This window comes from Dermatobacter hominis, from assembly GCF_020715685.1.
Classification (GTDB): Bacteria; Actinomycetota; Acidimicrobiia; order Acidimicrobiales; family Microtrichaceae; genus Dermatobacter; species Dermatobacter hominis.
This window is the reverse complement of record NZ_CP085840.1, coordinates 1284753-1307137: the sequence shown is the minus strand read 5'-3', so window position 1 is coordinate 1307137 and position 22385 is coordinate 1284753. Positions and strand designations below refer to the sequence as shown.

Below are 22385 nucleotides of genomic sequence, written 5' to 3'. Positions count from 1 at the left end.
CGCCCCTACGCTGCGCCGCCATGGAGTGGATCACCAACCCCGAGATCTGGTCGGCGCTCGTCACCCTGCTCTTCCTCGAGGTCGTCCTCGGGGTCGACAACGTGATCTTCATCTCGATCCTGGCGTCGCGCCTGCCCGAGGACCAGCAGGACCGCGCCCGCCGGACGGGTCTGCTCGCGGCCGGGGCCATGCGGGTGGTGCTGCTGCTGGGCGTCGGTTGGGTGATCAGCCTGAAGGCCGAGCTGTTCGAGGTGGCCGGGCGCTCGTTCTCCGGCAAGGACCTCATCCTCATCGGCGGCGGGGTCTTCCTGATCTACAAGGCGACGATGGAGATCCACCACAAGCTCGAGGGCGAGGAGCACCACGCCAGCGAGAAGGCGGCGCCCACGTTCGCGTCGGTCATCGGGCAGGTGCTGCTGCTCGACGCCGTGTTCTCGATCGACTCGGTGATCACCGCCGTCGGCATGACCGACTACGTGGCGGTGATGGTCGTCGCCGTCATGGCGGCCGTGGGGATCATGCTGTTCGCCTCCAAGGCGATCTACACGTTCGTGAACCAGCACCCCACGGTGAAGATGCTGGCCCTGTCGTTCCTGCTGCTGATCGGCGTGACCCTGGTGGCCGAGGGCATCGGCAACAAGATCCCGAAGGGCTACATCTACGCAGCGATCGCCTTCGCGGTCCTGGTCGAGATGCTGAACATCCGGGTGACGACCAACCGCCGCAAGCGGTTGGAGCGCACGGCCGAGGCCGAGGGCGTGGCCGCCCCGGCGCCGACCGAGCCGGTGCACCTGCACCAGGCGATCATCCCCGACGACGACGGCCTGGTCGGTTCCGGCCGGCGGATGTAGCCCGACGGCGATCGCGATCGCCGGGAGCACGCGCCGGCGGCGTCGCCGGTGGTCGGGACCGGTCGGGGCCGGAGCGGGATCCGCTCAGTCCTCGTCGGGCCGGCTGCCGGAGCGCATGCCGCCGTGCCAGCGGCCGCCCCTCCACCGCAGGTACTCGCGCACGCCGACGACGGCGGCCAGCACGCCGGCGGCCGCCGCCGCCCACCACCCGTTCACTCCGTCGTCCCTCCGGCCTGGTCGGGCTGCGCCGCCCACTCGGTCCGGCCCGCCCGCACGTCGGTCGCCGACACGTGCCCGTACTCCTCGGGCACGGGCAGCAGCAGCGTCGCCGCGGGCGGTCCGCCCGGCAGGGGGTGGTCGACGATCGGGTGCCCGTGGCGTGGCGCCACCGCGATCCTGGGGAGCCGGGCCACCGCCGCGTCCCGAGCCGTCTCGTCGCCGCCGTACCAGGCGGGGTCGACGACCTGCGCCCACTTGTCGGCGCCCATGACGACGGCGTCGTAGCCGTCGGCCACCTCGGCGATCAGGCGGGCGTCGACCACCACGACGCCGAGCCATGGGCGGCCGGCGGTCGCGGAGAGGATCGCGGCGCGCCGCCGATCGACCGAGCCGTCGTCGAGGTGCTCCTTGCCGAGCGCATCGCGGGAGATCGCCAGGTCGAGCCGGTCGAGGCCGAGGTGGCGGACGGCCGAGTCCGCGACGGCGAGGTGGGCGACCGTGAGGGGGTCGAAGCTGCCCGGGTACACGCCGATGGCCACGTGCCGGACGGTACCTTCGCCGACATGTCGACGGGGACCGAGGGACCGGATCACGGCGGGCGCCCGCCCGAGGGCGCCGGCGAGGAGCTGGTCGAGGTCGTCGACGAGGACGGCCGCGTCCTCGAGGTCGTGACCCGGTCCCGGATGCGGGCCGAGCGCCTCCGCCACCGCTGCACGTTCGTGGTCGTGCGCGACCCGTCCGGCCGGGTGCTCGTCCACCAGCGCAGCCCGCACAAGGACATGTGGCCGAGCCGGTGGGACCTCGCCGCCGGGGGAGTGGTCCGGGCGGGCGAGGACTGGGACGACGCCGCGGCGCGCGAGCTGGGGGAGGAGGTCGGCGTGGTCGGGGTCCCGCTCGTGCCGCTCGCCGGGGGCACGACGGTGTCGTACGCCGACCGGGACGTGGCCGAGCTCGCCAGGATCTGGACGGCCACGTGGGACGGGCCGGTCACCTTCGCCGACGGCGAGGTGATCGACGCGCGCTGGGTCACCGTCGAGGAGCTCAGGGACCTCGTCCGGACCGAGTCGTTCGTGGCGGACTCGCTGGCCCTCGTCCTGCCGCTCGTCCTCGGCGAGGGCGACGGGACCGGCGGTGAGATTTCGCCCTGACCGCGCCGGATCGCCCGCTGGTACAACGGCACCAGCACGGTCGCCGATGGGCGGTCGTGGGGCGACCAGGGAGTGTGGGGCATGAAGCTCAAGATGGCGATCGTCGTGGTGCTCACGGCGGCGATGGCGGGGCTCGGGGTCGGCTGCACCGCCAACCCGACCGAGTCCGAGGCGCAGTGGCTCGGCAACGGGATCTTCTTCATCATCTACAAGGCGATGTGCGACGCGAACTTCGGCGTGTGCCCGTTCCCGCTCGGCCCGTCGGACCCGGCGCCGGGCGGGTGATGGCGGTCGCGGTCGACTGACCGCGAACTAGCGTCGGAGCCCATGACCCGGGTCCGACTCCTCCGTCCGCTCGCCGTGCTGGTGGCGCTCGCCGCCACCGTCGTCCTCGCCGGCTGCGGCGACGACAGCGACGATCCGGCGAGCTCCACCACCGCGAGCTCGACCACGGAGAAGGCGACGACCACGACCGCCGGGGAGTCGACGCCGGGCGACGGTTCCGTCGAGGTGATGATCGGGACCGAGAAGGTGACGCTCACGCTGCAGACGTGCACGAGCGGGTCCGAGACGGCCCTCGACCTCACGGCGCAGGACGAGTCGGGCAACACGCTCACGATCAAGGCCCCGGACGGCACCGGGAGCGTCACCTACCGGGGCTCGTCCGAGGACCGCGAGGGCGCCGTCCGGTCGGTCACCGTGCAGGCCGACGGCACCTTCGACCTCAGCGGGATCCTGTCGGTGGCCGACGACAGCGCCCCCGGTCCCGACGACCTGTCGGTGACCGGCCTCTGCTCCCCCTGACCGAGATATAGGGGTGCACAGCGACAACCCTTGTCGGGATCTGGACCGGAGAAATCCCGGCGCCGTCCTAGTGGTTGGCGAATCGGGTCGGCCGGGGGCAGACTGTCCCCGATGCACCAGCTGAGCACCCTCCTCGTAGTCGCCTAGGCGCACGACCGGGACCTCAGCCGCGCGTGCGCCACACGACCTCCCTCTCGGGAGGTCGTTCCGGTTTTCCGGCCGAGGCGCACGCTCCGGGGCCCGGATGACCGACGCCCGACGGACCCTGACAGATGGACGCAGCACGATGAACGCCAACGGTGGTGAAGCACTGATCCGATCCCTCGAGCTCGAGGGCGTCGAGGTCATCTTCGGCCTGCCCGGCGGGGCGATCCTGCCGGTGTACGACCCGATCCTGGACAGCCCGATCCGCCACGTGCTCGTGCGCCACGAGCAGGGTGCCGGCCACATGGCCGAGGGCTACGCGCATGCCACCGGGCGCCCCGGCGTGGCCATGGTGACGTCGGGTCCGGGGGCGACCAACATCGTCACCCCGATCTGCGACGCCTTCATGGACTCGGTGCCGATGGTCGTCATCACCGGCCAGGTGCCCCGGCCGGCGATCGGGACCGACGCCTTCCAGGAGTGCGACATCGTCGGGATCACCCGGTCGATCACCAAGCACAACGAGCTGGTGACGCGGCCCGAGGACATCCCGCTCGCGATCCGCCAGGCGTTCCACATCGCCACGACCGGTCGCCCCGGCCCGGTGCTCGTCGACATCCCCAAGGACATCGTCGACCCCAAGAACCCGGCGTCGGCGATGGACTGGTACTGGCCGTCGGACGCCGACGTCGCGGCGTCGCTGCCGGGCTACAAGCCGACCACCAAGGGCCACCCGAAGAAGGTCAAGGAGGCGGTCGAACTCATCCTGGCGGCCGAGCGCCCGGTCATCTACGCAGGCGGTGGCATCCTCAAGGCCCGCGCCGCCGAGGCGCTCCGAGCGCTGGCCGAGCTGACCGACATCCCGGTGGTGACCACGCTGATGGCGCGGGGCGCGTTCCCCGACGACCACCCGCTCTGCCTCGGCATGCCGGGCATGCACGGCAACTACACGGCGGTCACCGCCATGCAGCGGGCCGACCTGCTGATCGCGCTGGGCAGCCGCTTCGACGACCGGGTGACCGGCAAGGTCGACGCCTTCGCCCCCGACGCCAAGATCATCCACGTCGACATCGACCCGGCCGAGCTCGGCAAGGTCCGACGGCCCGACGTGCCGATCGTCGGCGACTGCCGGCTCGTGATCGAGGAGCTCGTCCGGGTGTTGCGCCAGCGCACCGAGGGCGACGCCCCGCAGTCCGAGCGCGACGACCGCCTGCCGTGGAAGCAGACCATCTCGGGCTGGCAGGAGAAGTACCCGCTGGTCTACGAGCGCTCCGAGGGCGGCGGTCTGCTTAAGCCGCAGTACGTGCTCGAGGAGCTGCGGGACCGGGCGCCCGAGGACTGCATCGTGGCGAGCGGCGTCGGCCAGCACCAGATGTGGACCAGCCAGTACTGGCAGTTCAACCACCCCTACACCTGGATCAACTCCGGCGGCGCCGGGACCATGGGCTTCTCGGTCCCCGCGGCCATCGGGGCCAAGGTCGGTCGGCCCGACCGCATGGTGTGGGCCGTGGACGGCGACGGCTGCTTCCAGATGACGGCGCAGGAGCTCGTCACCGCGGCGACCGAGCGCATCCCGGTCAAGGTCGCGATCCTCAACAACGCGTACCTGGGCATGGTCCGCCAGTGGCAGGAGATGTTCTACGAGGAGCGCTACTCCGAGGTGTACCTGTCGCCCGACCTGCCCGACTACGTCAAGTGGTCCGAGGCCATGGGCTGTGTCGCCATGCGGGTCGAGTCGCCCGAAGAGGTCGGTCCGGCCATCGACAAGGCGAACGAGATCGACGACCGGCCGGTCGTGCTCGAGTTCCGCACCGACAGCGCGGAGAAGGTGTTCCCCATGGTCCCGTCCGGCCTGAGCAACGACGACATCGTCGTCGACCCGTCGCTGGGGGAGGGCGGCCGATGAGCGCCACGACCTCGACCTCCGGCGGGTCCACCGGCTCCACGCAGCCGGCCCGCCACCACGTGCTGTCGGTGCTGGTCGAGAACCGCGCCGGCGTGCTCGCCCGGGTGTCGAACCTCTTCGCCCGCCGTGGCTACAACATCTACTCGCTGGCGGTCGCGCCGACCGACGACGAGCGCTTCAGCCGCATCACGATCGTGGTCGACGTGGACAAGGCCCCGCTCGAGCAGATCGTGAAGCAGCTCAACAAGCTGATCAACGTGATCAAGATCAGCGAGCTGAGCCCGCAGGACTCGGTCGAGCGCGAGCTCCTGCTCTGCACGGTCAAGGCGACGGCGGACGTCCGCAGCCAGGTGATCGAGCTCGTCGAGCTGTTCGAGGGCCGCGTGCTCGACGTCGGCCACGACGAGCTGACGCTCAGCCTCGACGCCCACCCGGGTCGTCTGGACGACCTCGAGGAGCTGCTGCGCCCCTACGGGATCATCGACCTGCAGCGCACCGGCCGGGTCGCGCTGGCCCGCCTCGAGCACTCCCAGTAGCCGCGTCCGGCCCCGGACGCGGTCCTGGCGTACGGAACGGTCGGGATCCGACCGCCCCGCACGCCAGGACGAGGGCGTGGGCGCTGGTGATCAGCGACAGCTCTGGGCGGCCGCCTCGACCTTGGCCGTGATCTCCGACGAACCGTCGTCGAGGCCGGCCTGCGCCAGCTCCGACACGGTGATCTGGCCGCTGAGGGCGTTGGCGGTGCAGGTCGCCTGCGCCTCGGTGAGACCGGCGTCCACGAAGGCGGACTGGAGGAGGGCGGTCACGTCCTCGGGCGGCACGCACGTGTCCATGATCTGCAGCGTGAGCTCGGGCACCTGGCCGCTGTCGACCGCGACGCCCTCCTTCACCACCTGGCCGGTCCGGCCGTCGAGCTCGCCGGCGACGCAGTCGACCACCGTCGACGAGGGGGCGGTCGTGGCGCCGGCGCTCTCGTAGAACGAGGTCGTCATCGACTCGGCCAGCGCCGAGCCGGGCACGCAGTCGTCGAACGCCGTGGCCAGCGCGTCGACCTCTTCGGCCGTGTAGGTGCTGATGTCGCCCTCGGCCATCTGCTGGGCCTGGTCCTCGCCGACGGCGTCGATGATCGACTGGCCGAGGCAGAGCTCGACGTCCTCGCCGAGGCCGCTGTCGTCGAACTGGCCGCTCTTGGCCGCGCTGTCGAGGATGCCGGAGGCGATGCCGCTGTCGCCGCCGTCGTCCTTCTCGGTCGTGGTCGTCTCGCGCTCGTCCGAGCTCTTCGACGGCGACGCCTCGTCGTCGTCACCGCCGCACGCGGCGGCGACGAAGGCGAAGGTGGCCAGGACGGCGAGCAGCAGCGCGCTCGTGCGGCGGCCGAGGCCGGGGGTGGGGGACTGCGGGTTGTGCATGCGCACACGCTATGTGGAGATCGACCCAACTCCTCGCGTCCTCGACGCCCAGACGGTCCCCCGAAGGGGGGAACGTCAGCTGCCCTGGCGGGCTCCGGACGTCGGCGGGCGGCCACTGAGAGCGTGCCGCGGGCGCTGCGGCGCGATGCCCCGTGCCGCGGTGCCGTCGTTAGCCTTCGCCGATGCCCGCCCCCCTCGTGCGCCGAGAGCTGAGGGCCAGGCCCGGTCGGGTGCTGATGGTGTTCGCCACCGTCGTCGTGGCCGTGGCCTTCACGACCGGCGCGTTCGGCTTCTCCGAGCAGCTGTCGCGCCTGCTCGCCCCGAGCGACTCCGTGCAGGCGGCGAACACCCTGCCCGAGGGCACCGTCGTGGTGACGGCCGAGACCGCGGGGCTCGCGACCGCGACCGCCCTCGACGACCAGCTCCTCGACCGCATCCGCGCCGTCGACGGCGTGGCGTCGGCGGAGGGCAGCTACGACCAGCCGGTGGCGTTCGAGGTGGGCTGGCGCGGGCCGGTGGACCGCCCGCAGACCCTGCGGGGCGTCGTGCTGTCGTCGACGTACCAGCCGCAGCGGTGGTCGATCGTCGAGGGTCGCCCGCCGGCCGGACCCGACGAGGTGGCCCTCGACGCCGGCGGGCTACTGGTGGCGGACCAGTACGTCGGAGGGAGCGGCCGGCTCCAGCTGCCGACCGGCACGCGCGACGTCACGGTGACCGGCCTCGTCGCGCCGGCCGCTGGCGCCCCGGCGGACGGCGGCACGCCGGCCGCCGCCACCACCCCGTCGGCGCCGGTCGACGGCGGCAGCGTCAACGTGGCGCTGACCGACGGCCACGTCATCCTCGACCCGGCGGTGGCGCCCGAGCTGCTCGACGCGGTCGGCCGGGTCGACCGCGTGACGGTGATCCCGACGTCGGGCACCGGCCCCGACGCCCTCCGCCAGCGCCTGACCGAAGCGCTGCCCGAGTCCGTGCGGGTCGATGCGATCACGTCGGCGGCGGCTGCAACCCAGCAGACGGTGGGCACGATCGAGGACGGCGTGCGCACCGCGACGATCGTGTACGCCGGGGTGACCGTGCTCGTCGCGATCCTCGTCGTGGTCAACGTGCTCAGCGTGATCCTGGCCCAGCGCACCCGCGAGCTCGGCCTGCTCCGGCTCGTCGGGGCGCGTCGCCGCACGGTGGCCCGCATCGTGGTGGTCGAGGCGGTCCTCATCGGCACGGCGGCGTCGCTCGTCGGCGGAGCGCTCGGTGTGGTCCTCGCGTACGCCGGGGCCCGGGTCGTGCGCGTCGCCGGCGTCGACGTCGACTTCGCCGTCACGTGGGCGATGGTCGTGGTGGCGCTGGCGGTCGGCCTGCTCGTGACCGTCATCGGGTCGCTGTGGCCGGCGCTGCGGGCGTCGCGGGTCACGCCGCTCGACGCCCTCTCCGACACCCGTGCCGGCGCCGACCGCCCGGTACGGGCGCCCGTCCCGATCGCCTGCCTCGCGGTGGGGTTCGGCGGCGCGGCGTGGATCGCGTCGCAGGCCGAGGGCGGCCTCGGCGGTTGGACGGGCGCCGGGATCGGGCTGTGCCTGGTGGTCGGCTTCGTCGGCCTCGCCCTCCTGTCGCGGTGGATCGTCGTGCCGCTGGCCGCGACGGTCGGCGCCGTGCTCGGGCGCCTCAGCGTCCCCGGCCGGCTCGGCGTGGGCAACGCCCGGCGCCAGCCGTCGCGCACGGCGGGCGCCGCGTCGACGCTCATGGTCGGCCTGGCCCTCGTCGCCGTCGTGGCTACGGTCGGCGCCTCGGCCCGCACGACGATCGACGAGCAGGTCCGCGCCTCGGGTCGCGCCGACCTCTACGTCGAGCGGCGGGGACTGGTCCGGGTGTCCATGGGCGCCCTGGAGCAGGTGCTCGGGCTCGATCCCGGGTTCATCGAAGAGGTCGCGGCGGTGCAGTCCTTCGACGGCGTCGTGTCGGGACCGGGCGGTGCGTCGGCGAGCGCGGTCGCCTCGACCCTCGACGTGGCCGCACGGGTGGCCGACCTCGGGATCACGGCCGGCGACCTCGGCTCGGGGACCGGTGCCGTGAGCGGCGTCATGGTCTCGGAGCGGACCGGCGAGGAGCTGGGCGTGGGGCTCGGCGACACGGTGACGGTCCGCTCGACGTCGGGCCAGCAGCTCGAGCTGCCGGTCGTGGCGACCTACCGGAACACCGCGCTGTTCGGCGGGGTCATCGTCGACCGGGACTCGGCCCAGCTCATCGACGCGGACGGGACGTTCGAGCTGGCGGCGATCGACCTGCGCGACGGCATCGAGGGGGCGTGGGCCGTGGGCGGGTTCCAGGCGGTCGCCCGGTCGTTCAACGAGGTCTACGTCGACACCCCCGAGAGCTTCGCCCGCCTCCGGTTGACCGTCGCCGACGTGGCCCTGCGCGTGATCGGCGTGATGCTCGTGGGCGCCCTCGGCGTGGGGTTCATGGGCCTCGCCGGCACGTTGGCGCTGTCGACGTCGGAGCGCCGACGCGAGCTGGTGATGCTGCGAGCCGTCGGCGCCAAGCGCCGGCAGATCCGCGCCCTCGTGTGGATCGAGGCGACGTTCATCGGCGCCGTCGCCACCATCGTCGGCATGGGCGCCGGCCTGGTGATCGGCCGCGTGGGCAGCTCGGTCGCGCCCGAGTCGATCATCGAGGACCCGGTCGTGCCCTGGGGACAGCTCGGCCTCGTGGCCGTCGTCGGCCTGGGCGTGGCCTGGCTGGTGAGCCTCGGCGTGGCCCGGCGGGCCTCCCGGCTCCCACCCAGCGAGGCCGGCCGCCTCTAGGCGGCTTCTGCGGTCGCGGCGGGACGGTCGACGGCCCGGATCGCGGTTGGCGGGGCCCGTCGGGTGACTGCGATCATGGACGGTCCCCAGATCGCAACCTCCATGACAGAAGGACAGAGGTCCGACATGGCCAACGTGTACTACGAGCAGGACGCCGACCGATCGATCATCCTCGGCCGCAAGGTGGCGATCCTGGGCTACGGCTCGCAGGGCCACGCCCACGCGCTGAACCTGAAGGACTCCGGCGTCGACGTGCGGGTGGGCCTGCGCGAGGGCTCGTCGTCGCGGGGGAAGGCCGAGGAGGCCGGTCTCGAGGTCCTCGACGTCGCCGAGGCGGCCGCCTGGGCCGACGTCATCATGATGCTGCTGCCCGACACGGAGATCGGCCCGATCTACGAGGCGGCGGTCGCCCCGAACCTGAACGACGGCGACGCGCTGTTCTTCGCCCACGGGTTCAACGTCCGGTTCGGCTACGTGAAGGCGCCGGCGGGCGTCGACGTCGCCATGGTCGCCCCGAAGGGCCCGGGCCACCTCGTGCGCCGGACCTACACCGAGGGCGGCGGCGTGCCCTGCCTCATCGCCGTCTCCCAGGACGCCACGGGCGGCGCCAAGGCGCTGGCGCTCTCGTACGCCGACGCCATCGGCGGCACCCGGGCCGGCGTGCTCGAGACCACGTTCGAGGAGGAGACCGAGACCGACCTGTTCGGCGAGCAGGTCGTGCTCTGCGGCGGCCTCACCGCACTGGTCCAGGCCGGGTTCGAGACCCTCGTCGAGGCCGGCTACCAGCCCGAGTCCGCGTACTTCGAGTGCCTCCACGAGCTCAAGCTGATCGTCGACCTGATGTACGAGCAGGGGATCTCCGGCATGCGCTACTCGATCTCGACCACCGCCGAGTACGGCGACCTGGTCACCGGCCCCCGCATCATCAACCAGGCCGTGAAGGCCGAGATGAAGGCGGCGCTCGACGACATCCAGTCCGGCCGCTTCGCCGAGCAGTTCGTCGGCGAGATCCGCTCGGGCGGCGAGAACTTCGAGGCCCTGCGCCAGAAGGGCAAGGACCACCAGATCGAGCAGGTCGGCGCCGAGCTGCGGGCGATGATGCCGTGGATCTCCGCCGGCAAGGCCAAGGTCGAGGACATCTCCGGCGGCGACTGAGCCCGATCGTTCGAACTGGCTGTCGTCCTCCCGGTGCTGGCCGGGAATTCGACAGCCAGTTGCGCGGTGGGGCAGCCGGCTCGGCGTCCGGAGGCCTCTAGCCTGAGACGGTGATCGTCTCGGCGCCCGCCTCGTCGGCCAACCTGGGTCCCGGCTTCGACTGCCTGGCCCTGGCGCTCGACGTGCCGTTCCGGCTCCGGGTCGTGACGGGTCCCGGCGACGGCGCCGCCGCGGGCGACGACCGGTTCCACGAGGCGGAGCCCACCCACCCGACGGCGGTGGCGTTCCGGGAGGCGGGCGGCGACCCCGCGCTCGGACTCCGGTGGGCCAGCCCGATCCCGCCGGGTCGGGGGATGGGCTACTCGGGAGCGGCGCGCGTCGCCGGGGCCTATGCCGCCGGGCTGCTCGACGGGCTCGACCACGACGAGGCCCGCGACGGCGCACACCTGGTCGCGTCGCGGCTGGAGGGTCACCCCGACAACTCTGCGGCGTCGGCCTTCGGTGGCTTCACCGTGTCGGTGCTGGACCGGGTCCTGCGCCTCGAGGTCCCCGACGAGGTGAGCGTGATCGTGTGGTCGCCGTCGGCCTCGACGTCGACGGACGCGTCACGGCGCTCGCTGCCCGGGCGGGTTCTGCTCGACGACGCCGCCTTCTCGGTCGCCCGGGCGACGACCTGGGTCGCCGCGATCGCGACCGGCGACCTCGACGCGCTGCGGGAGGCGTGCGAGGACCGGCTGCACCAGGACGTGCGCCTCGAGGCGCGGCCCGACGCCCGGGAGGTGCGCGACCACCTCCTGGGCCGGCAGGAGGTGCTCGCCGCCTGGCTGTCGGGCTCCGGCCCGAGCATCGCCGCGCTCGTGCCGGGGGACCTCGCCCCCCTCGTCGCCGGGTCGGTGGGCGGCGACGGCACCGTCCGGGTGGTCGACGTCGACCCGCGCGGCGTCCGCGTCGAGACCTCCTGACCTGCTCTGTCACGGCCGGCGGTGCCGTTCGGCACCGCTGAGCGTGACAGAGCGGTGATCGGCAACGAGCGCCGCCAATTCCTGACCTAAATGGTCGGGAATCGTCGCTATGCTGCCGAGCGGTCGGGACGACGAGGTCCCGTGCCTCCCAGAGCAGAGCCGAGGAGCGAACATGACCGACGACTGGGGCTTCGCCACCCGTCAGATCCACGCCGGTGCCGAGGCCGACCCGACCACCGGGTCACGGGCCACGCCGATCTACCAGACGACCGCGTACCAGTTCCGCGACAGCGACCACGCCGCCAACCTCTTCGCCCTCGCGGAGATCGGCAACATCTACACGCGCATCATCAACCCGACGCAGGGCGTGGTCGAGGCCCGCATCGCCGCCCTCGAGGGCGCGCCCGACACGGCGGTCGGCCTGCCCGGTGCGCTCGTCGTCGCCTCGGGCCAGGCGGCCGAGACGCTCGCCATCCTCAACCTGGCCGAGACGGGCAGCCACATCGTCAGCTCCGCGGCGTTGTACGGCGGCACCTACAACCTCTTCCACTACACGCTGCCCAAGCTCGGCATCGAGGTGTCGTTCGTCGACGATCCCGACGATCTCGACGCCTGGTCGGCGGCGGTGCGGCCGAACACCAAGGCGTTCTTCGCCGAGACGATCGGCAACCCGAAGAACGACATCCTCGACATCCGGGCGGTGTCGGACCTGGCCCACGCCAACGGCGTGCCGCTGATCGTCGACAACACCGTCGCCACGCCGTACCTCATCCCGCCGCTCGCGCACGGCGCCGACATCGTCGTGCACTCGGCGACGAAGTTCCTCGGCGGGCACGGCACCGCGATCGCCGGCGCCATCGTCGACGGCGGCTCGTTCGACTTCTCGGCGAACGACAAGTTCCCCCAGTTCACCGAGCCCGACCCCAGCTACCACGGCCTCGCCTACTGGCCGGCGCTCGGAGCGGGTTCGTACGTGATCAAGGCGCGGGTGCAGCTGCTCCGCGACATCGGGCCGGCCATCTCGCCGTTCAACGCCTTCCTGCTGATCCAGGGCATCGAGACCCTGTCGCTGCGGATGGAGCGCCACGTGGCCAACGCCCAGGCGGTCGCGGAGTACCTGGAGGCCCACGACCAGGTCGAGTCGGTGGCGTACGCCGGTCTGCCGTCGAGCCCGTACCACGCCCGTGCCCAGCAGTACTCGCCCCGCGGTCCGGGGTCGGTCCCGGCCTTCGTCCTCCAGGGCGGCCGCGAGGCCGGGAAGCGATTCGTCGAGGCGCTCACCCTCCACAGCCACCTGGCCAACATCGGCGACGTCCGGTCGCTCGTCATCCACCCCGCGTCGACCACCCACAGCCAGCTGACCGAGCAGGAGCAGGTGACGACCGGCGTGGACCCGGGGCTGATCCGGCTGTCGGTCGGCCTCGAGGACGTCGAGGACATCATCGCCGACCTCGACCAGGGCTTCGCCGCCGCTCGCGGCTGATCGGCTCGCAGCCCGGAGCTCGGGTCGTCCTGCGCCGCACGCAGGCGCAGGGCGACCCGAGTCGGGCGAGCTCAGGCCGGGCCGACCCCGTCGTCGTCCACGCCCAGGCCGAACATGTCGAGGGCGTCGGCCGAGAGGCCCTCGACCACGACGTCGTCGCGGCGGCGCGGCTCCCAGTCGGACCGCTCCAGGACGTAGCGCTGCACGACGCCGGTGCCGTCCCGTCGGGGGACCACGTCGGTGCCGTTGGGCCGGTAGCCGAGCGACTCGGTGACGCGCTGCGACGCGACGTTGTCGGTGAACGCCTCGGTGACCGCACGCGCTGCGCCGAGCCCGGCGAAGGCGAGGTGCAGGACGGCGGCCCGCATCTCCCTGCCGATGCCCCGTCCCTGGTCGGCCAGCCCCAGGAACGAACCGGTCGACACCGTGCGCAGGAGCGGGAAGCGCTGTGCCTCGACGCCCTGGGTGCCGACGCAGCGGCCGCCCTCGTAGACCGCCATCGGCAGGTGCCAGCGGTCGGTGGACCACTCCGCCCAGTTTCGGAACCAGAAGCGGTACGAGTCGCGGGTGCGCGCCGGGTTCTCGACGTCGGTGAAGGGGTTGAGGAACGGCATCGTGGCGGGGTCGTGGACGCCGGCGTCGACGACCGCGACGAGGTCGGCCATCTCCTGCTCGCGGATCGGCCGCAGCTCGAGCCGGGGCGTCCGGATGCGGATGTCCCACAGGGGCCAGTGCGGGTGTCCCATGGATCGAGGATGCCAGCCGGTCCCCGGCGGGCGCCCCCGAGTTCGCGGCGTCGCGGACCCGTCGGGATCGGTCGGGCCGGCGTCAAGATCCCGTCAAGGCTGCTGCGCCGGCGCGTCCCCCTGGGTTGCACTGGACGTGATGACGAACACGCAGGAGCTCTCAGAGGACCGGCGTCGCAGGGAGCGGACGATGACGCGCTGGATCATCGGCGCCATCGTGGTGCTGCTGCTGGTGCTGATCGTGCAGGCCGTGCAGGGCGGCGGCACCGGCCCGGGCGAGGACCACTTCGTGGACCAGCTGCGCCGCGACCACCCGCACCTGTCGGCGGCCGCGGCACCGGACGACGACCTCGTCGCCGCCGCCCGCCGGGCGTGCAGCCCCGACGGCCTGTCGGACGCCGACGAGGTCTGGCTCCAGAGCCTGGACGTCGACCCCGCGGCCTTCGTCGACGACGCCGAGTCCCTCTGCCCGTCCCGCTGACCCGGCGGCCTCAGCGATCGATCGTGACCGACGGCGAGCCGAACGCCACGGTGATCGTCGCGGGCATGCCCATCAGGTCGATCGGGTCGCCCATCGACGTGCTCGAGGCGACCGACAGCACCTCGCCCTTGCGCTCGCCGGTGGTGATCGTCAGGTCGAGCCGGGTCCCGCCCTCGTCGGTCGCCTCGGCGTCGACGACGAAGGCGTCGTAGGTCCCGTCGTCGAGCAGCGGCGGGGCGTCGTCGGTGGGGCCGTCGGTCATGCCGGGACTCTAGGGGCGCGACCCCGGACGCGACCCGGCCCACCCGCACGAGCGGGTGGGCCGGGTTCGCTCCACGCCAGGGGGGAGGCGTGCCGCTGCGGAGGACGGATCCGGGCCGTGACCCGTCCCCCGCAGAGATCGGTCGGCTCAGACCTTCTCGGTGCTGGCCGGTGCGGATGCGGGCTCCTTGTCGAAGTTCGGGCTGGTCGGCGTGATGTAGATGACGCCGGCGCCGGACTCCAGGTGGTACGGGGGCAGGCCGTGCTCGACGACGTCGATGCCCTCGAGCTCCTCGTCCCGGCTGATCCGCAGGTTCCAGGAACCGGGGATCAGGCGGAGGAGCTTCATGATGATCATGGCCAACCCGCCGACCACGATGATGCAGGACAGGCTGCCGATGATCTGGGCGAGGAGCTGACCGCCGCCGCCGCCGTAGAACAGCCCCTCGATGGGAGCGGAGTTGTCCGGGCCCTCGGAGGTCGGGATGCCGTACTGACCGGTGGCGAAGAGGCCCACGGCCAGCGTGCCGAAGATGCCGCAGATGAAGTGGACCGGCACGGCGCCGATCGGGTCGTCGATCCGGAGGTGCTCCAGCAGGTCGACGCCGAGCGGGACGATGATGCCGGCGAGCGCTCCGATGATCACCGCCCCCAACGGGCTCACCCAGTAGCAGGGCGCCGTGATGGCGACGAGACCTCCCAGGAAGCCGTTGAGCGACATGCCAAGGTCCCACTTCTTCGAGCGTGGGTAGACGAAGAGCACGGCGACCATGCCACCGGCGCAGGCGGCGAGCGTCGTGTTGCCGGCGACCCGGCCGATGCCCTCCCAGTCCATGGCCGACAGGGTCGAGCCCGGGTTGAAGCCGTACCAGCCGAACCAGAGGATCACGGCGCCGATCGAGGCCATGACGAGGTCGTGGGGCGGGAACAGGCCGCCGCCGTCACGGGCGAACTTGCGGCCGAGGCGTGGGCCGAGGGCGATGGCGCCGGCCAGGGCGATCACGCCGCCGGTGGTGTGCACGACGGTCGAGCCGGCGAAGTCGCGGAAGACGGTGCCCTCGGGGACGAGGCCGTTGAACCAGCCCATCGTGTTGCCGAGCCAGCCGCCCGGCCCCCAGACCCAGTGGCCGAAGATCGGGTACAGGAAGCCCGACACGCAGATCGAGTAGAGGATGTCGCCCTTGAAGCTGGTGCGGCCGACCATGGCGCCCGACGTGATCGTCGAGGCGGTGTCGGCGAAGGCCAGCTGGAAGAGGAAGAAGGCCAGGAAGGCGATGCCGGTGCCGTTGTAGTCGGCGCCGCCGCCCGAGAGGAAGAAGTACTCGTGGCCGATCAGGCCGTTGGCGCCGGCCAGGCTGCCGCTCTCGGTGAAGTGGCCGCCGAACATGAACGCGAACCCGATCGCCCAGAACAGGATCCCGCAGAGACAGGTGTCGAACACGCACTCCATGAGGACGTTGACGGCCTCCCGGGACCGGGCGAAGCCGGCCTCGAGGGCCATGAAGCCCGCCTGCATGAAGAATACGAGGAACGCCGCGACCAGCACCCACATCGTGTTGATGGGGTTGATCGTGTCCGCCGCCTCGACCGCCGCCCGGGACACGGTCGACGCGCCGGCCTCGGCGCCGAAGATGGACCCGAGGGCCTTGATGATCGCCAGGAGGGCGACGATGCCGAGCATCTTGCCCGCCAGGATCACCCCCATCATCTTCCGCGTGTTGGGATCTTTGAATCGTTGCACCCGTGTAGAGATCATGCGGCGCAACGTAGGAAGGGATCGTTACGTCGGCATTAGCCAACTGTGAATCGCACGCTTCCATCGTGTTTCCACCGTGTTACCGCCGCTCCCGGCCGCGAGGGGCGCCTCGGCCGGCCGTCGCTTCGGCGGTCCGTCGCGTCCAGCACCGGCGCGCCGCGGCGGACTGACGCGCGCCCCTCGGACCGGCGGAACCAGGGCGGTCCCGGTGCGCGTCCTTCATGAAGCGCGCGAACGAAAGAGAACATAAAGACGACCCAAGCACAACATCATGGTGTCGAATCCACACGGTTTCCCGACCGAGCATCTTGTGTCATTCCGGCACCAACTTGCGGCGGCATTGTAAGAAATTCGTCAGGTCCGCGACCCGGGCATGTAATGACTGCATTACGACTTCGAAATGCAGTCTCCTTATGTTCCTCGGCCATGACTCATGCTGTGCCGTTGAACAGGTTCCCGGGCGCGCTCGGGCGGAGAAGGGACCCGATGCTGATGCCGACGCGCTTGCCCGTGTCGGCGTTCAAGGAACGGGAGGTGCAGAAGCGCTTCGGCGTCGTCCTCGCCGGCAAGATGGGCGGCCTGCTGCTCGCCGCCGGCGTGATCGTCGCCGCGTTCTACCTCTTCGGCCAGACGGCCGGCGCCACGGCGCTGCAGGACACCGTCGACGCCGAGAGCCTGATCAACCCCCTGAACACGGTGTGGGTGCTGGTCGCCGCGTTCCTGGTGTTCTTCATGCAGGCGGGCTTCATGGCCCTCGAGGCGGGGTTCGCCCGATCGAGGGAATCCGTCAACGTGATGATGGAGTGCATCTTCGACACGTGCCTGTGCGGGATCCTCTACTGGGCGATCGGGTTCGCCCTCGAGTTCGGCATCGGGAACTCCATCATCGGGCACTCGTTCTTCTTCCTGAACCACGACACCGCTGACTACAACGGCACCGGCATCGCCTTCTATGCGTTCGTGCTGTTCCAGTTCGCGTTCGCGGACACGGCGTCGACGATCACGTCGGGCGCCATGATCGGCCGCACCAGCTTCAAGGGCGACATCCTCTACTCGATCGCCGTCTCCGGCCTGATCTACCCGATCACCGTGCACTGGATCTGGGGCCCGGGCGGCTGGCTCGGCAACACGATGGGCTGGTTCAACGGCCTCGTCCCCGATGGCACCGTCTTCCGCGACTTCGCCGGCTCCACCGCGGTCCACACGGTGGGCGCCATGATCGCCCTGATGGGCGCACTCGCCCTCGGTCCCCGCCTCGGGCGGGTCTTCGCCAGGGACGGCGGTGGCCCGACCCCGCCGCACGACGTGAACATCGCCGCCATCGGCGCCGTCATGCTGTGGTTCGGCTGGTACGGCTTCAACCCCGGATCGACGCTGTCGGCCATGGACTGGGAGGGCATCGGCCGGGTGGCCATCAACACGACCCTGGCGGCCAGCGCCGGTGGCCTGGTCGCCATCTTCTTCATCTACCGCCGCACCAAGAAGTGGGACGTCGGCTCGACGATCAACGGGTTCCTGGGAGGGCTCGTCGCCGTCACGGCACCCTGCTACTGGATCAACCCGTTGGGTGCGGTGATCATCGGCGCCGTCGCCGGCATCCTCGTCCCGCTCGCCACCGACCTGCTGGAGCACCTCCGGATCGACGACCCGGTCGGAGCGGTGCCGGTGCACGGAGCGTGCGGCATCTGGGGCACGCTGGCCGTCGGCCTGTTCGCCACCGGTGAGTTCGGCATCCCGACGGCCACCGGTGCCGACAACAGCGCCCCGATCACGGGCCTGTTCTTCGGCGGTGGCGGCGGGCAGCTGACCGCCCAGGTGATCGGCAGCATCGCCGCCATGCTCAGCGCCGGCATCCTCTCCTTCCTGCTGATGTTCGGCCTCCGCAAGATCCCGGGCTCCTGGAACCTGCGCATGCCGCACGACGCGGAGATCGAGGAGGGCATCGACCTCTACGCCCACGGGCTGCCGGCCTACCAGCTGGACACCGGCCTCGGGCTCGTCACGGTCGCCGGCCCGTCGGAGGCCAGGGCGCCCGCACCTTCGTCCGACTAGGGGCCACGGCCCGGGTTCCTGCTCGGCGACGCGGTTGGCGGCCCCTCCTGGGGCCGCCGACCCGCGCCCGGGCTCAGCTCCGCGGGCCGTCCGGCGTGGCGACCGGCTCCAGCCGGTAGCCCCGGTTCCGCACGGTCCGCACGGCGAGCCCCACCGGCTCGAGCCGCCTGCGGAGCCGCAGGATGTGCACGTCCAGGGCGTTCCGGCCGGGTGCGGCGTCCGGCCACGCCGCCCGGACGACCGACTCGCGGCTGGCGACCGCGCCGAACCGCTCGAGCAGCACGCCCGTCATCCGGGCCTCGATCGGCGGCAGCGCCAGGTGCTGGTCACCGGAGTGCAGCACGCCGTCGTCGTCCAGGACCGGGCGTCCGGGGAGCGGCGCACGTCGAAGCAACCACTCGGCGCGGGATCGGAGGTCCGCGTCGGACACCGGGAGCCGCACCCAGTCCTCGAGGTCGTCGAGCGGCTCGGGCGGCGGATCGTCCGCTTCGAGCAGGAGCAGGCGCGGGCGCGCCTCGGAGCAGAGCGCCGCACGGCGATCGGTCTGCTCCGGCCAGCGGACCAGGGCCACCGCTCGGGGAGGCGACCCCACGGACACGGACGCGCCGGTCACGGGCGGACGATCACGCGGCGCCGGAGACCACCAGCCGGTAGCCGACGCCCGGCTCGGTCTGGACCTCGACCCCGGTGGCGTCCGCGACCTTCCGCCGCAGGTTGGTGACGTGGACCCGGAGCGATTCGGTGGTGCCGCCACCCGATGGCCACACGGCGTCCATGATCGCCTGGTGGGTCAGCAGCGCGTTCGGCCGCCGGGCCATGGCGGCCAGGAGCGCGAACTCCTTCTGCGTGAGGTGGACGCGGGCGCCGTCCACGCTGACGAGGTGCGCATCGGTGTCGATGAAGAGCCCGCCCAGCTGCAACGGCGCCCTGCTGGCGAAGTCGTCGTTCGACACCTGCTGGCGCCGCTGCGCCGCCCGCAGCCTCGCCATCAGCTCGGGCATCGAGAACGGCTTGGTCACGTAGTCGTCCGCGCCGAGGTCGAGGGCCTCGACCTTGCGGGCCTCGTCGCCGTCGGCGGTGAGCACGATCACCGGCAGGGTCGAGCGCTGGCGGATGCGCCGGCACACCTCCAGGCCGTCCATGTCGGGGAGCCCGAGGTCGAGCAGCACGACGTCGGGATGTGCGGCGACGATCGCTCGGAGCGCTGCCTCGCCCGTCCGGGTGACGATCACGGTGTGGTCCCGGGCCCCCAGCGCTGTCGTGAGCACCTCGGCGACCGAGGGGTCGTCCTCGATCACCAGCACCGTGTTGGAACCGGATCCTGTGGTCGGGGCGTCACCCTGCCGGGAAGGTGACGACGAACCTTGCGCCTCCGCCTGGTCGATCATCGACGGAGATCGTACCGCCGTGACGTTCGACGATCGCCCGACTGATCGCCAGCCCGACGCCGCTCGACCCGGCGATCGTCCCGGATCGGAACGGCTGGAACACCAGCTCCGCCTCCTCCGGGGGGACGCCGGGTCCGCGGTCCGCCACCTCGATCCGCACACCCGAGCCCTCTCCGCTGGCCGCCAACGTCACCGGGCTGCCGTCAGCGCTGTGGCGGATGGCGTTGTCGAGGAGGTTCGACAGCACCTGGTCCACCTGCGTGGCGTCGACCTGGATGACGGGGAGCTCGTCGTCGAGGTCGAGCTCCACGACGACGCCGTTCGGTGCGAGTCGGAACCGCTCGACGGACCGCCGGATGAGCACCTCGGGGTCGATCGGCACCCGCCGCGGCTCCATCGCCCCCGACTCGATCCGGTTGAGCTCGAGGAGGTTCGACACGAGGCGGTCGAGCCGGGCCGCTTCGAGGTCGACGAGCCGCAGCAGGCGCTCCTCGACCTCGGGAGTGTGCTCGACGTCGTCGAGCAGCTCGGTCGACGCGGCCCTGATCGTGGCGAGCGGCGTGCGGAGGTCGTGCGACACCGACCGCAGCAGCAGAGTGCGCTGGCGATCGGCCTCGGCGAGGACGTCGATCCGGTTCGACACCAGGGTGGACACGACGAGCGCCACCAGGAAGAACACGATGAGCGCCACCACGTCGCCGGTCACCGCGATCTGCAGCGGCGAACCGATCGGCGGCAGCGACATGGAGAAGCCGATCGTCGCCGCGCCGGCGGCGATGTAGCCCGGCACCCGACCTCCGAGCGCGGCCGCTCCCACCACCGGCACCACGAGGAGGAGGGCCTTCACCGCTCGCTCGAGCTCGTCCTGGAACGGCGTCAGGGCGACGGTGATGACGACGATCGCCACGAGCGCCGCGATCGTGACCCACGCCGGTGGTGCGCCGCCCGGCAGCGGTCGGCGGACGTCACGGGTCGATCGCGGGTCCTTGGCCACGCCCAAGCGTGCCACGGCGGCACTGCGCCTTGGCAGCTGCGCCCGCCGACCGGTCACATGGTCTCGGCGAAGCTGACCTCTCCCTCGCCCCGGATCACGTTCTTGAGCAGCTTGCCCGAGGCGTTGCGCGGGAGCTTGCCGTCCCAGCGCTGCACGTAGGCCGGCACCTTGAACGCCGCCAGCGTCTCGGCGACCCAGGTGCGGAGGTCGGCGTCGCTGATCTCCTCGCCGGGCGCGAGCTCGATCACGGCCTTGACCTCCTCGCCGAGCTCCGGGTGCGGCACGCCCACGACCGCTGCGTCGGCGATCGACGGGTGCTCGACCAGGCGGTTCTCGATCTCGACGCAGTACACGTTCTCGCCGCCGCGGATCAGCATGTCCTTGGCGCGGTCCGTGATGTAGAGGTAGCCGTCCTCGTCCAGGTGGCCGACATCGCCGGTGTGGAGCCACCCGTCGATGACCGTGCTGGCGGTGGCCTCGGGCTTGTTCCAATAGCCTGCCATGATCAGCGGGCCCCGGATCAGGACCTCACCGGTGGCGCCGGCGCCCAGGTGGGTGCCGTCGGGACCGGCGATCGCCAGCTCGGTGTTGGGCATCGGCAGCCCGACCGAGTCGGGCCGCTCCAGCGAGTCGCGGCCGGTGAGCGCCGTGGCGGCCGAGGACGACTCGGTCAGCCCGTAGGCGTTGGTCGTCGCCTTCACGTTCGGGAACGTCTCGCGGATGCGGCGCTGCAGCTCGTCGGCCGACGGCGAGCCGCCGAAGCTGACCGAGGTGATCGAGCTCAGGTCCCAGTCGTGGCGGTCGGGGTGCTCGCAGCAGCGCCAGATCATGGTCGGCACGGTCGCCCAGAGCTGGATGCGCTCCTTCTCGATGGCGTCGAACGCGGCCTCGGGCGTGAAGCGACCCGGCAGGATCACGAGCCGCAGCCCGGCCATCATCCCGACGACGAGCACGGAGTGGCAGCCCGACACGTGGAAGAGCGGAGAGGTGAGCAGGGCGACGGGCTGGCCCGTCCCGTCCGACGGCGCCTCGGGGCCCTGATCGGCGTCGGGGTCGGTGGCCTGCACCATCGCGCCGAGCGTGAGCAGGAAGACGGTGTTCTGGAGGTTGGCGATCATGTTGCGGTGCGTCGAGATCGCGCCCTTGGGGCGACCCGTCGTGCCCGACGTGTAGAAGATGACGGCCGGGTCGCCCTCGTCGATCGGCTCGGTCGGCAGGTCGTCGGTGGGCTCGGTGAGCAGCTCGTCGAAGCGGTGGAGCTTCGGGCTCACCGAACCGTCGGGCCCGGCGAAGTCCGACGGGTCGGCGTCGATGAGGAACACGTGCTCGAGGGTGTCGATGCCGTCGAACTCGTCGACGATCCGCTCGAACCGCTTCCGGTCCGCCACGAGCACGCGTGCGCCGGAGTCCTCGAGCCCGTAGACGACCTCGTCGGTGATCCACCAGCCGTTGAGCCCGACGAGGACGGCGCCGATGTCGACGGTGCCCCAGAAGGTCAGGCACCACTCGGGGTTGTTCTGGCTGAGCACCGCGACCCGGTCGCCGTGGCCCACGCCGATGGCTGCCAGGCGCCGGCTCACGGAGTTCGCACCGCGCATGAACTCGCGGTACGTGATGCGCTCGTCGCCACGGACGATGAACACCTTGTCGCCGTGGGACTGGCCGAAGCTGGCGACGACCCGGAGGTCGTTGAATCGGTCCTTGTAGACCCGCATGGCCTGGTCGTCGACCTTCTCCTCGACGATCTCGAACGGACCCCCGGGCCCCGTCAGCTGCGCGCGGATCTCCGTTGCGGTCGGCATGCGTCCCCCTGATGTCGGCTGCGTCCCCG

The 22385-nt window shown here is 71.7% G+C and carries 22 protein-coding genes; 12 read left to right on the top strand and 10 right to left on the bottom strand.

From position 1 onward, the window contains the following. The first annotated feature begins 20 nt into the window (after nucleotides 1-20). On the top strand, nucleotides 21-851 hold the full coding sequence (locus LH044_RS06090) for a TerC family protein (RefSeq protein ID WP_227758909.1): 831 nt from the start codon (nucleotides 21-23) through the stop codon (nucleotides 849-851). An 84-nt stretch (nucleotides 852-935) separates the two neighbouring features. Here the strand turns inward: LH044_RS06090 and LH044_RS21825 are convergent, their stop codons facing one another. Further along, a complete protein-coding gene (locus tag LH044_RS21825) occupies nucleotides 936-1067 on the bottom strand; it encodes a hypothetical protein (RefSeq protein WP_255626092.1) in 132 nt (43 codons plus the stop codon). Further along, entirely contained in the window at nucleotides 1064-1609 is a 546-nt protein-coding gene (locus LH044_RS06085; protein ID WP_227758908.1) for a nucleotidyl transferase family protein, read from the bottom strand. Before LH044_RS06085 ends, LH044_RS21825 begins: the two co-directional genes overlap by 4 nt. A 24-nt stretch (nucleotides 1610-1633) precedes the next feature. On the opposite strand from LH044_RS06085, the gene LH044_RS06080 reads away from it, so the two are divergent. The 5 genes from LH044_RS06080 (at nucleotide 1634) to ilvN (ending at nucleotide 5608) form a co-directional block, all read left to right on the top strand. Continuing rightward, nucleotides 1634-2218, top strand: a complete 585-nt coding sequence (locus LH044_RS06080) for an NUDIX domain-containing protein (protein WP_227758907.1) — start codon at nucleotides 1634-1636, stop codon at nucleotides 2216-2218. 81 nt (nucleotides 2219-2299) lie between these two features. Then, nucleotides 2300-2503, top strand: coding sequence for a hypothetical protein (locus LH044_RS06075; protein WP_227758906.1), 204 nt, complete (start codon nucleotides 2300-2302; stop codon nucleotides 2501-2503). Nucleotides 2504-2545: 42 nt separating this feature from the next. Beyond that, nucleotides 2546-3022 (top strand): hypothetical protein, encoded by a 477-nt coding sequence (locus LH044_RS06070; protein ID WP_227758905.1) that lies wholly within the window; start codon nucleotides 2546-2548, stop codon nucleotides 3020-3022. Between the two features lie 244 nt (nucleotides 3023-3266). Then, entirely contained in the window at nucleotides 3267-5072 is a 1806-nt protein-coding gene (locus LH044_RS06065) for an acetolactate synthase large subunit (protein WP_227758904.1), read from the top strand. After that, nucleotides 5069-5608 (top strand): acetolactate synthase small subunit, encoded by a 540-nt coding sequence (ilvN, locus tag LH044_RS06060; protein ID WP_227758903.1) that lies wholly within the window; start codon nucleotides 5069-5071, stop codon nucleotides 5606-5608. The genes LH044_RS06065 and ilvN overlap by 4 nt, the downstream gene beginning before the upstream one ends. A gap of 90 nt (nucleotides 5609-5698) precedes the next feature. Here the strand turns inward: ilvN and LH044_RS06055 are convergent, their stop codons facing one another. Continuing rightward, the gene (locus LH044_RS06055; protein WP_227758902.1) at nucleotides 5699-6481 is read right to left on the bottom strand and encodes a hypothetical protein; all 783 of its coding nucleotides are present in this window, start codon (nucleotides 6479-6481) and stop codon (nucleotides 5699-5701) included. Nucleotides 6482-6663: 182 nt separating this feature from the next. Between LH044_RS06055 and LH044_RS06050 the strand changes: the two genes are divergently transcribed. From LH044_RS06050 to LH044_RS06035, 4 genes are all read left to right on the top strand, one after another. Further along, entirely contained in the window at nucleotides 6664-9276 is a 2613-nt protein-coding gene (locus tag LH044_RS06050) for an ABC transporter permease (protein WP_227758901.1), read from the top strand. 126 nt (nucleotides 9277-9402) lie between these two features. Beyond that, on the top strand, nucleotides 9403-10431 hold the full coding sequence (ilvC, locus tag LH044_RS06045) for a ketol-acid reductoisomerase (protein WP_227760072.1): 1029 nt from the start codon (nucleotides 9403-9405) through the stop codon (nucleotides 10429-10431). 110 nt (nucleotides 10432-10541) lie between these two features. Then, nucleotides 10542-11393, top strand: coding sequence for a homoserine kinase (locus LH044_RS06040; RefSeq protein WP_227758900.1), 852 nt, complete (start codon nucleotides 10542-10544; stop codon nucleotides 11391-11393). A gap of 109 nt (nucleotides 11394-11502) precedes the next feature. Continuing rightward, nucleotides 11503-12876: a bifunctional o-acetylhomoserine/o-acetylserine sulfhydrylase gene (locus tag LH044_RS06035; RefSeq protein WP_227758899.1), complete on the top strand. Its 1374-nt coding sequence runs from the start codon at nucleotides 11503-11505 to the stop codon at nucleotides 12874-12876. A 71-nt stretch (nucleotides 12877-12947) separates the two neighbouring features. Here LH044_RS06035 and LH044_RS06030 read toward each other — a convergent pair whose 3' ends face one another. Next, complete coding sequence (locus tag LH044_RS06030; protein WP_227758898.1) at nucleotides 12948-13622, bottom strand: GNAT family N-acetyltransferase; 675 nt, start codon at nucleotides 13620-13622, stop codon at nucleotides 12948-12950. A gap of 139 nt (nucleotides 13623-13761) precedes the next feature. On the opposite strand from LH044_RS06030, the gene LH044_RS06025 reads away from it, so the two are divergent. Further along, nucleotides 13762-14103, top strand: coding sequence for a hypothetical protein (locus LH044_RS06025; protein ID WP_227758897.1), 342 nt, complete (start codon nucleotides 13762-13764; stop codon nucleotides 14101-14103). Nucleotides 14104-14113: 10 nt separating this feature from the next. On the opposite strand, the gene LH044_RS06020 is transcribed toward LH044_RS06025, so the two are convergent. Both LH044_RS06020 and LH044_RS06015 read right to left on the bottom strand, forming a co-directional pair. Beyond that, nucleotides 14114-14365 (bottom strand): hypothetical protein, encoded by a 252-nt coding sequence (locus tag LH044_RS06020; protein WP_227758896.1) that lies wholly within the window; start codon nucleotides 14363-14365, stop codon nucleotides 14114-14116. Nucleotides 14366-14512: 147 nt separating this feature from the next. After that, nucleotides 14513-16105 carry an ammonium transporter gene (locus LH044_RS06015; RefSeq protein ID WP_227758895.1) on the bottom strand — a complete coding sequence of 531 codons (1593 nt, stop codon included), beginning with the start codon at nucleotides 16103-16105 and terminating at the stop codon, nucleotides 14513-14515. 501 nt (nucleotides 16106-16606) lie between these two features. Here LH044_RS06015 and LH044_RS06010 point away from each other — a divergent pair. Continuing rightward, entirely contained in the window at nucleotides 16607-18172 is a 1566-nt protein-coding gene (locus tag LH044_RS06010) for an ammonium transporter (RefSeq protein ID WP_227758894.1), read from the top strand. 73 nt (nucleotides 18173-18245) lie between these two features. Here LH044_RS06010 and LH044_RS06005 read toward each other — a convergent pair whose 3' ends face one another. From LH044_RS06005 to LH044_RS05990, 4 genes are read right to left on the bottom strand one after another with little or no spacing between them, the layout of a single operon-like run. Further along, the gene (locus LH044_RS06005) at nucleotides 18246-18785 is read right to left on the bottom strand and encodes a winged helix-turn-helix domain-containing protein (protein WP_227758893.1); all 540 of its coding nucleotides are present in this window, start codon (nucleotides 18783-18785) and stop codon (nucleotides 18246-18248) included. A gap of 10 nt (nucleotides 18786-18795) precedes the next feature. Next, nucleotides 18796-19476 carry a response regulator transcription factor gene (locus LH044_RS06000; RefSeq protein ID WP_227758892.1) on the bottom strand — a complete coding sequence of 227 codons (681 nt, stop codon included), beginning with the start codon at nucleotides 19474-19476 and terminating at the stop codon, nucleotides 18796-18798. A 31-nt stretch (nucleotides 19477-19507) separates the two neighbouring features. Beyond that, on the bottom strand, nucleotides 19508-20569 hold the full coding sequence (locus LH044_RS05995) for a sensor histidine kinase (protein ID WP_227758891.1): 1062 nt from the start codon (nucleotides 20567-20569) through the stop codon (nucleotides 19508-19510). Between the two features lie 38 nt (nucleotides 20570-20607). Next, on the bottom strand, nucleotides 20608-22356 hold the full coding sequence (locus LH044_RS05990) for a class I adenylate-forming enzyme family protein (RefSeq protein ID WP_227758890.1): 1749 nt from the start codon (nucleotides 22354-22356) through the stop codon (nucleotides 20608-20610). Nucleotides 22357-22385 lie beyond the last annotated feature (29 nt).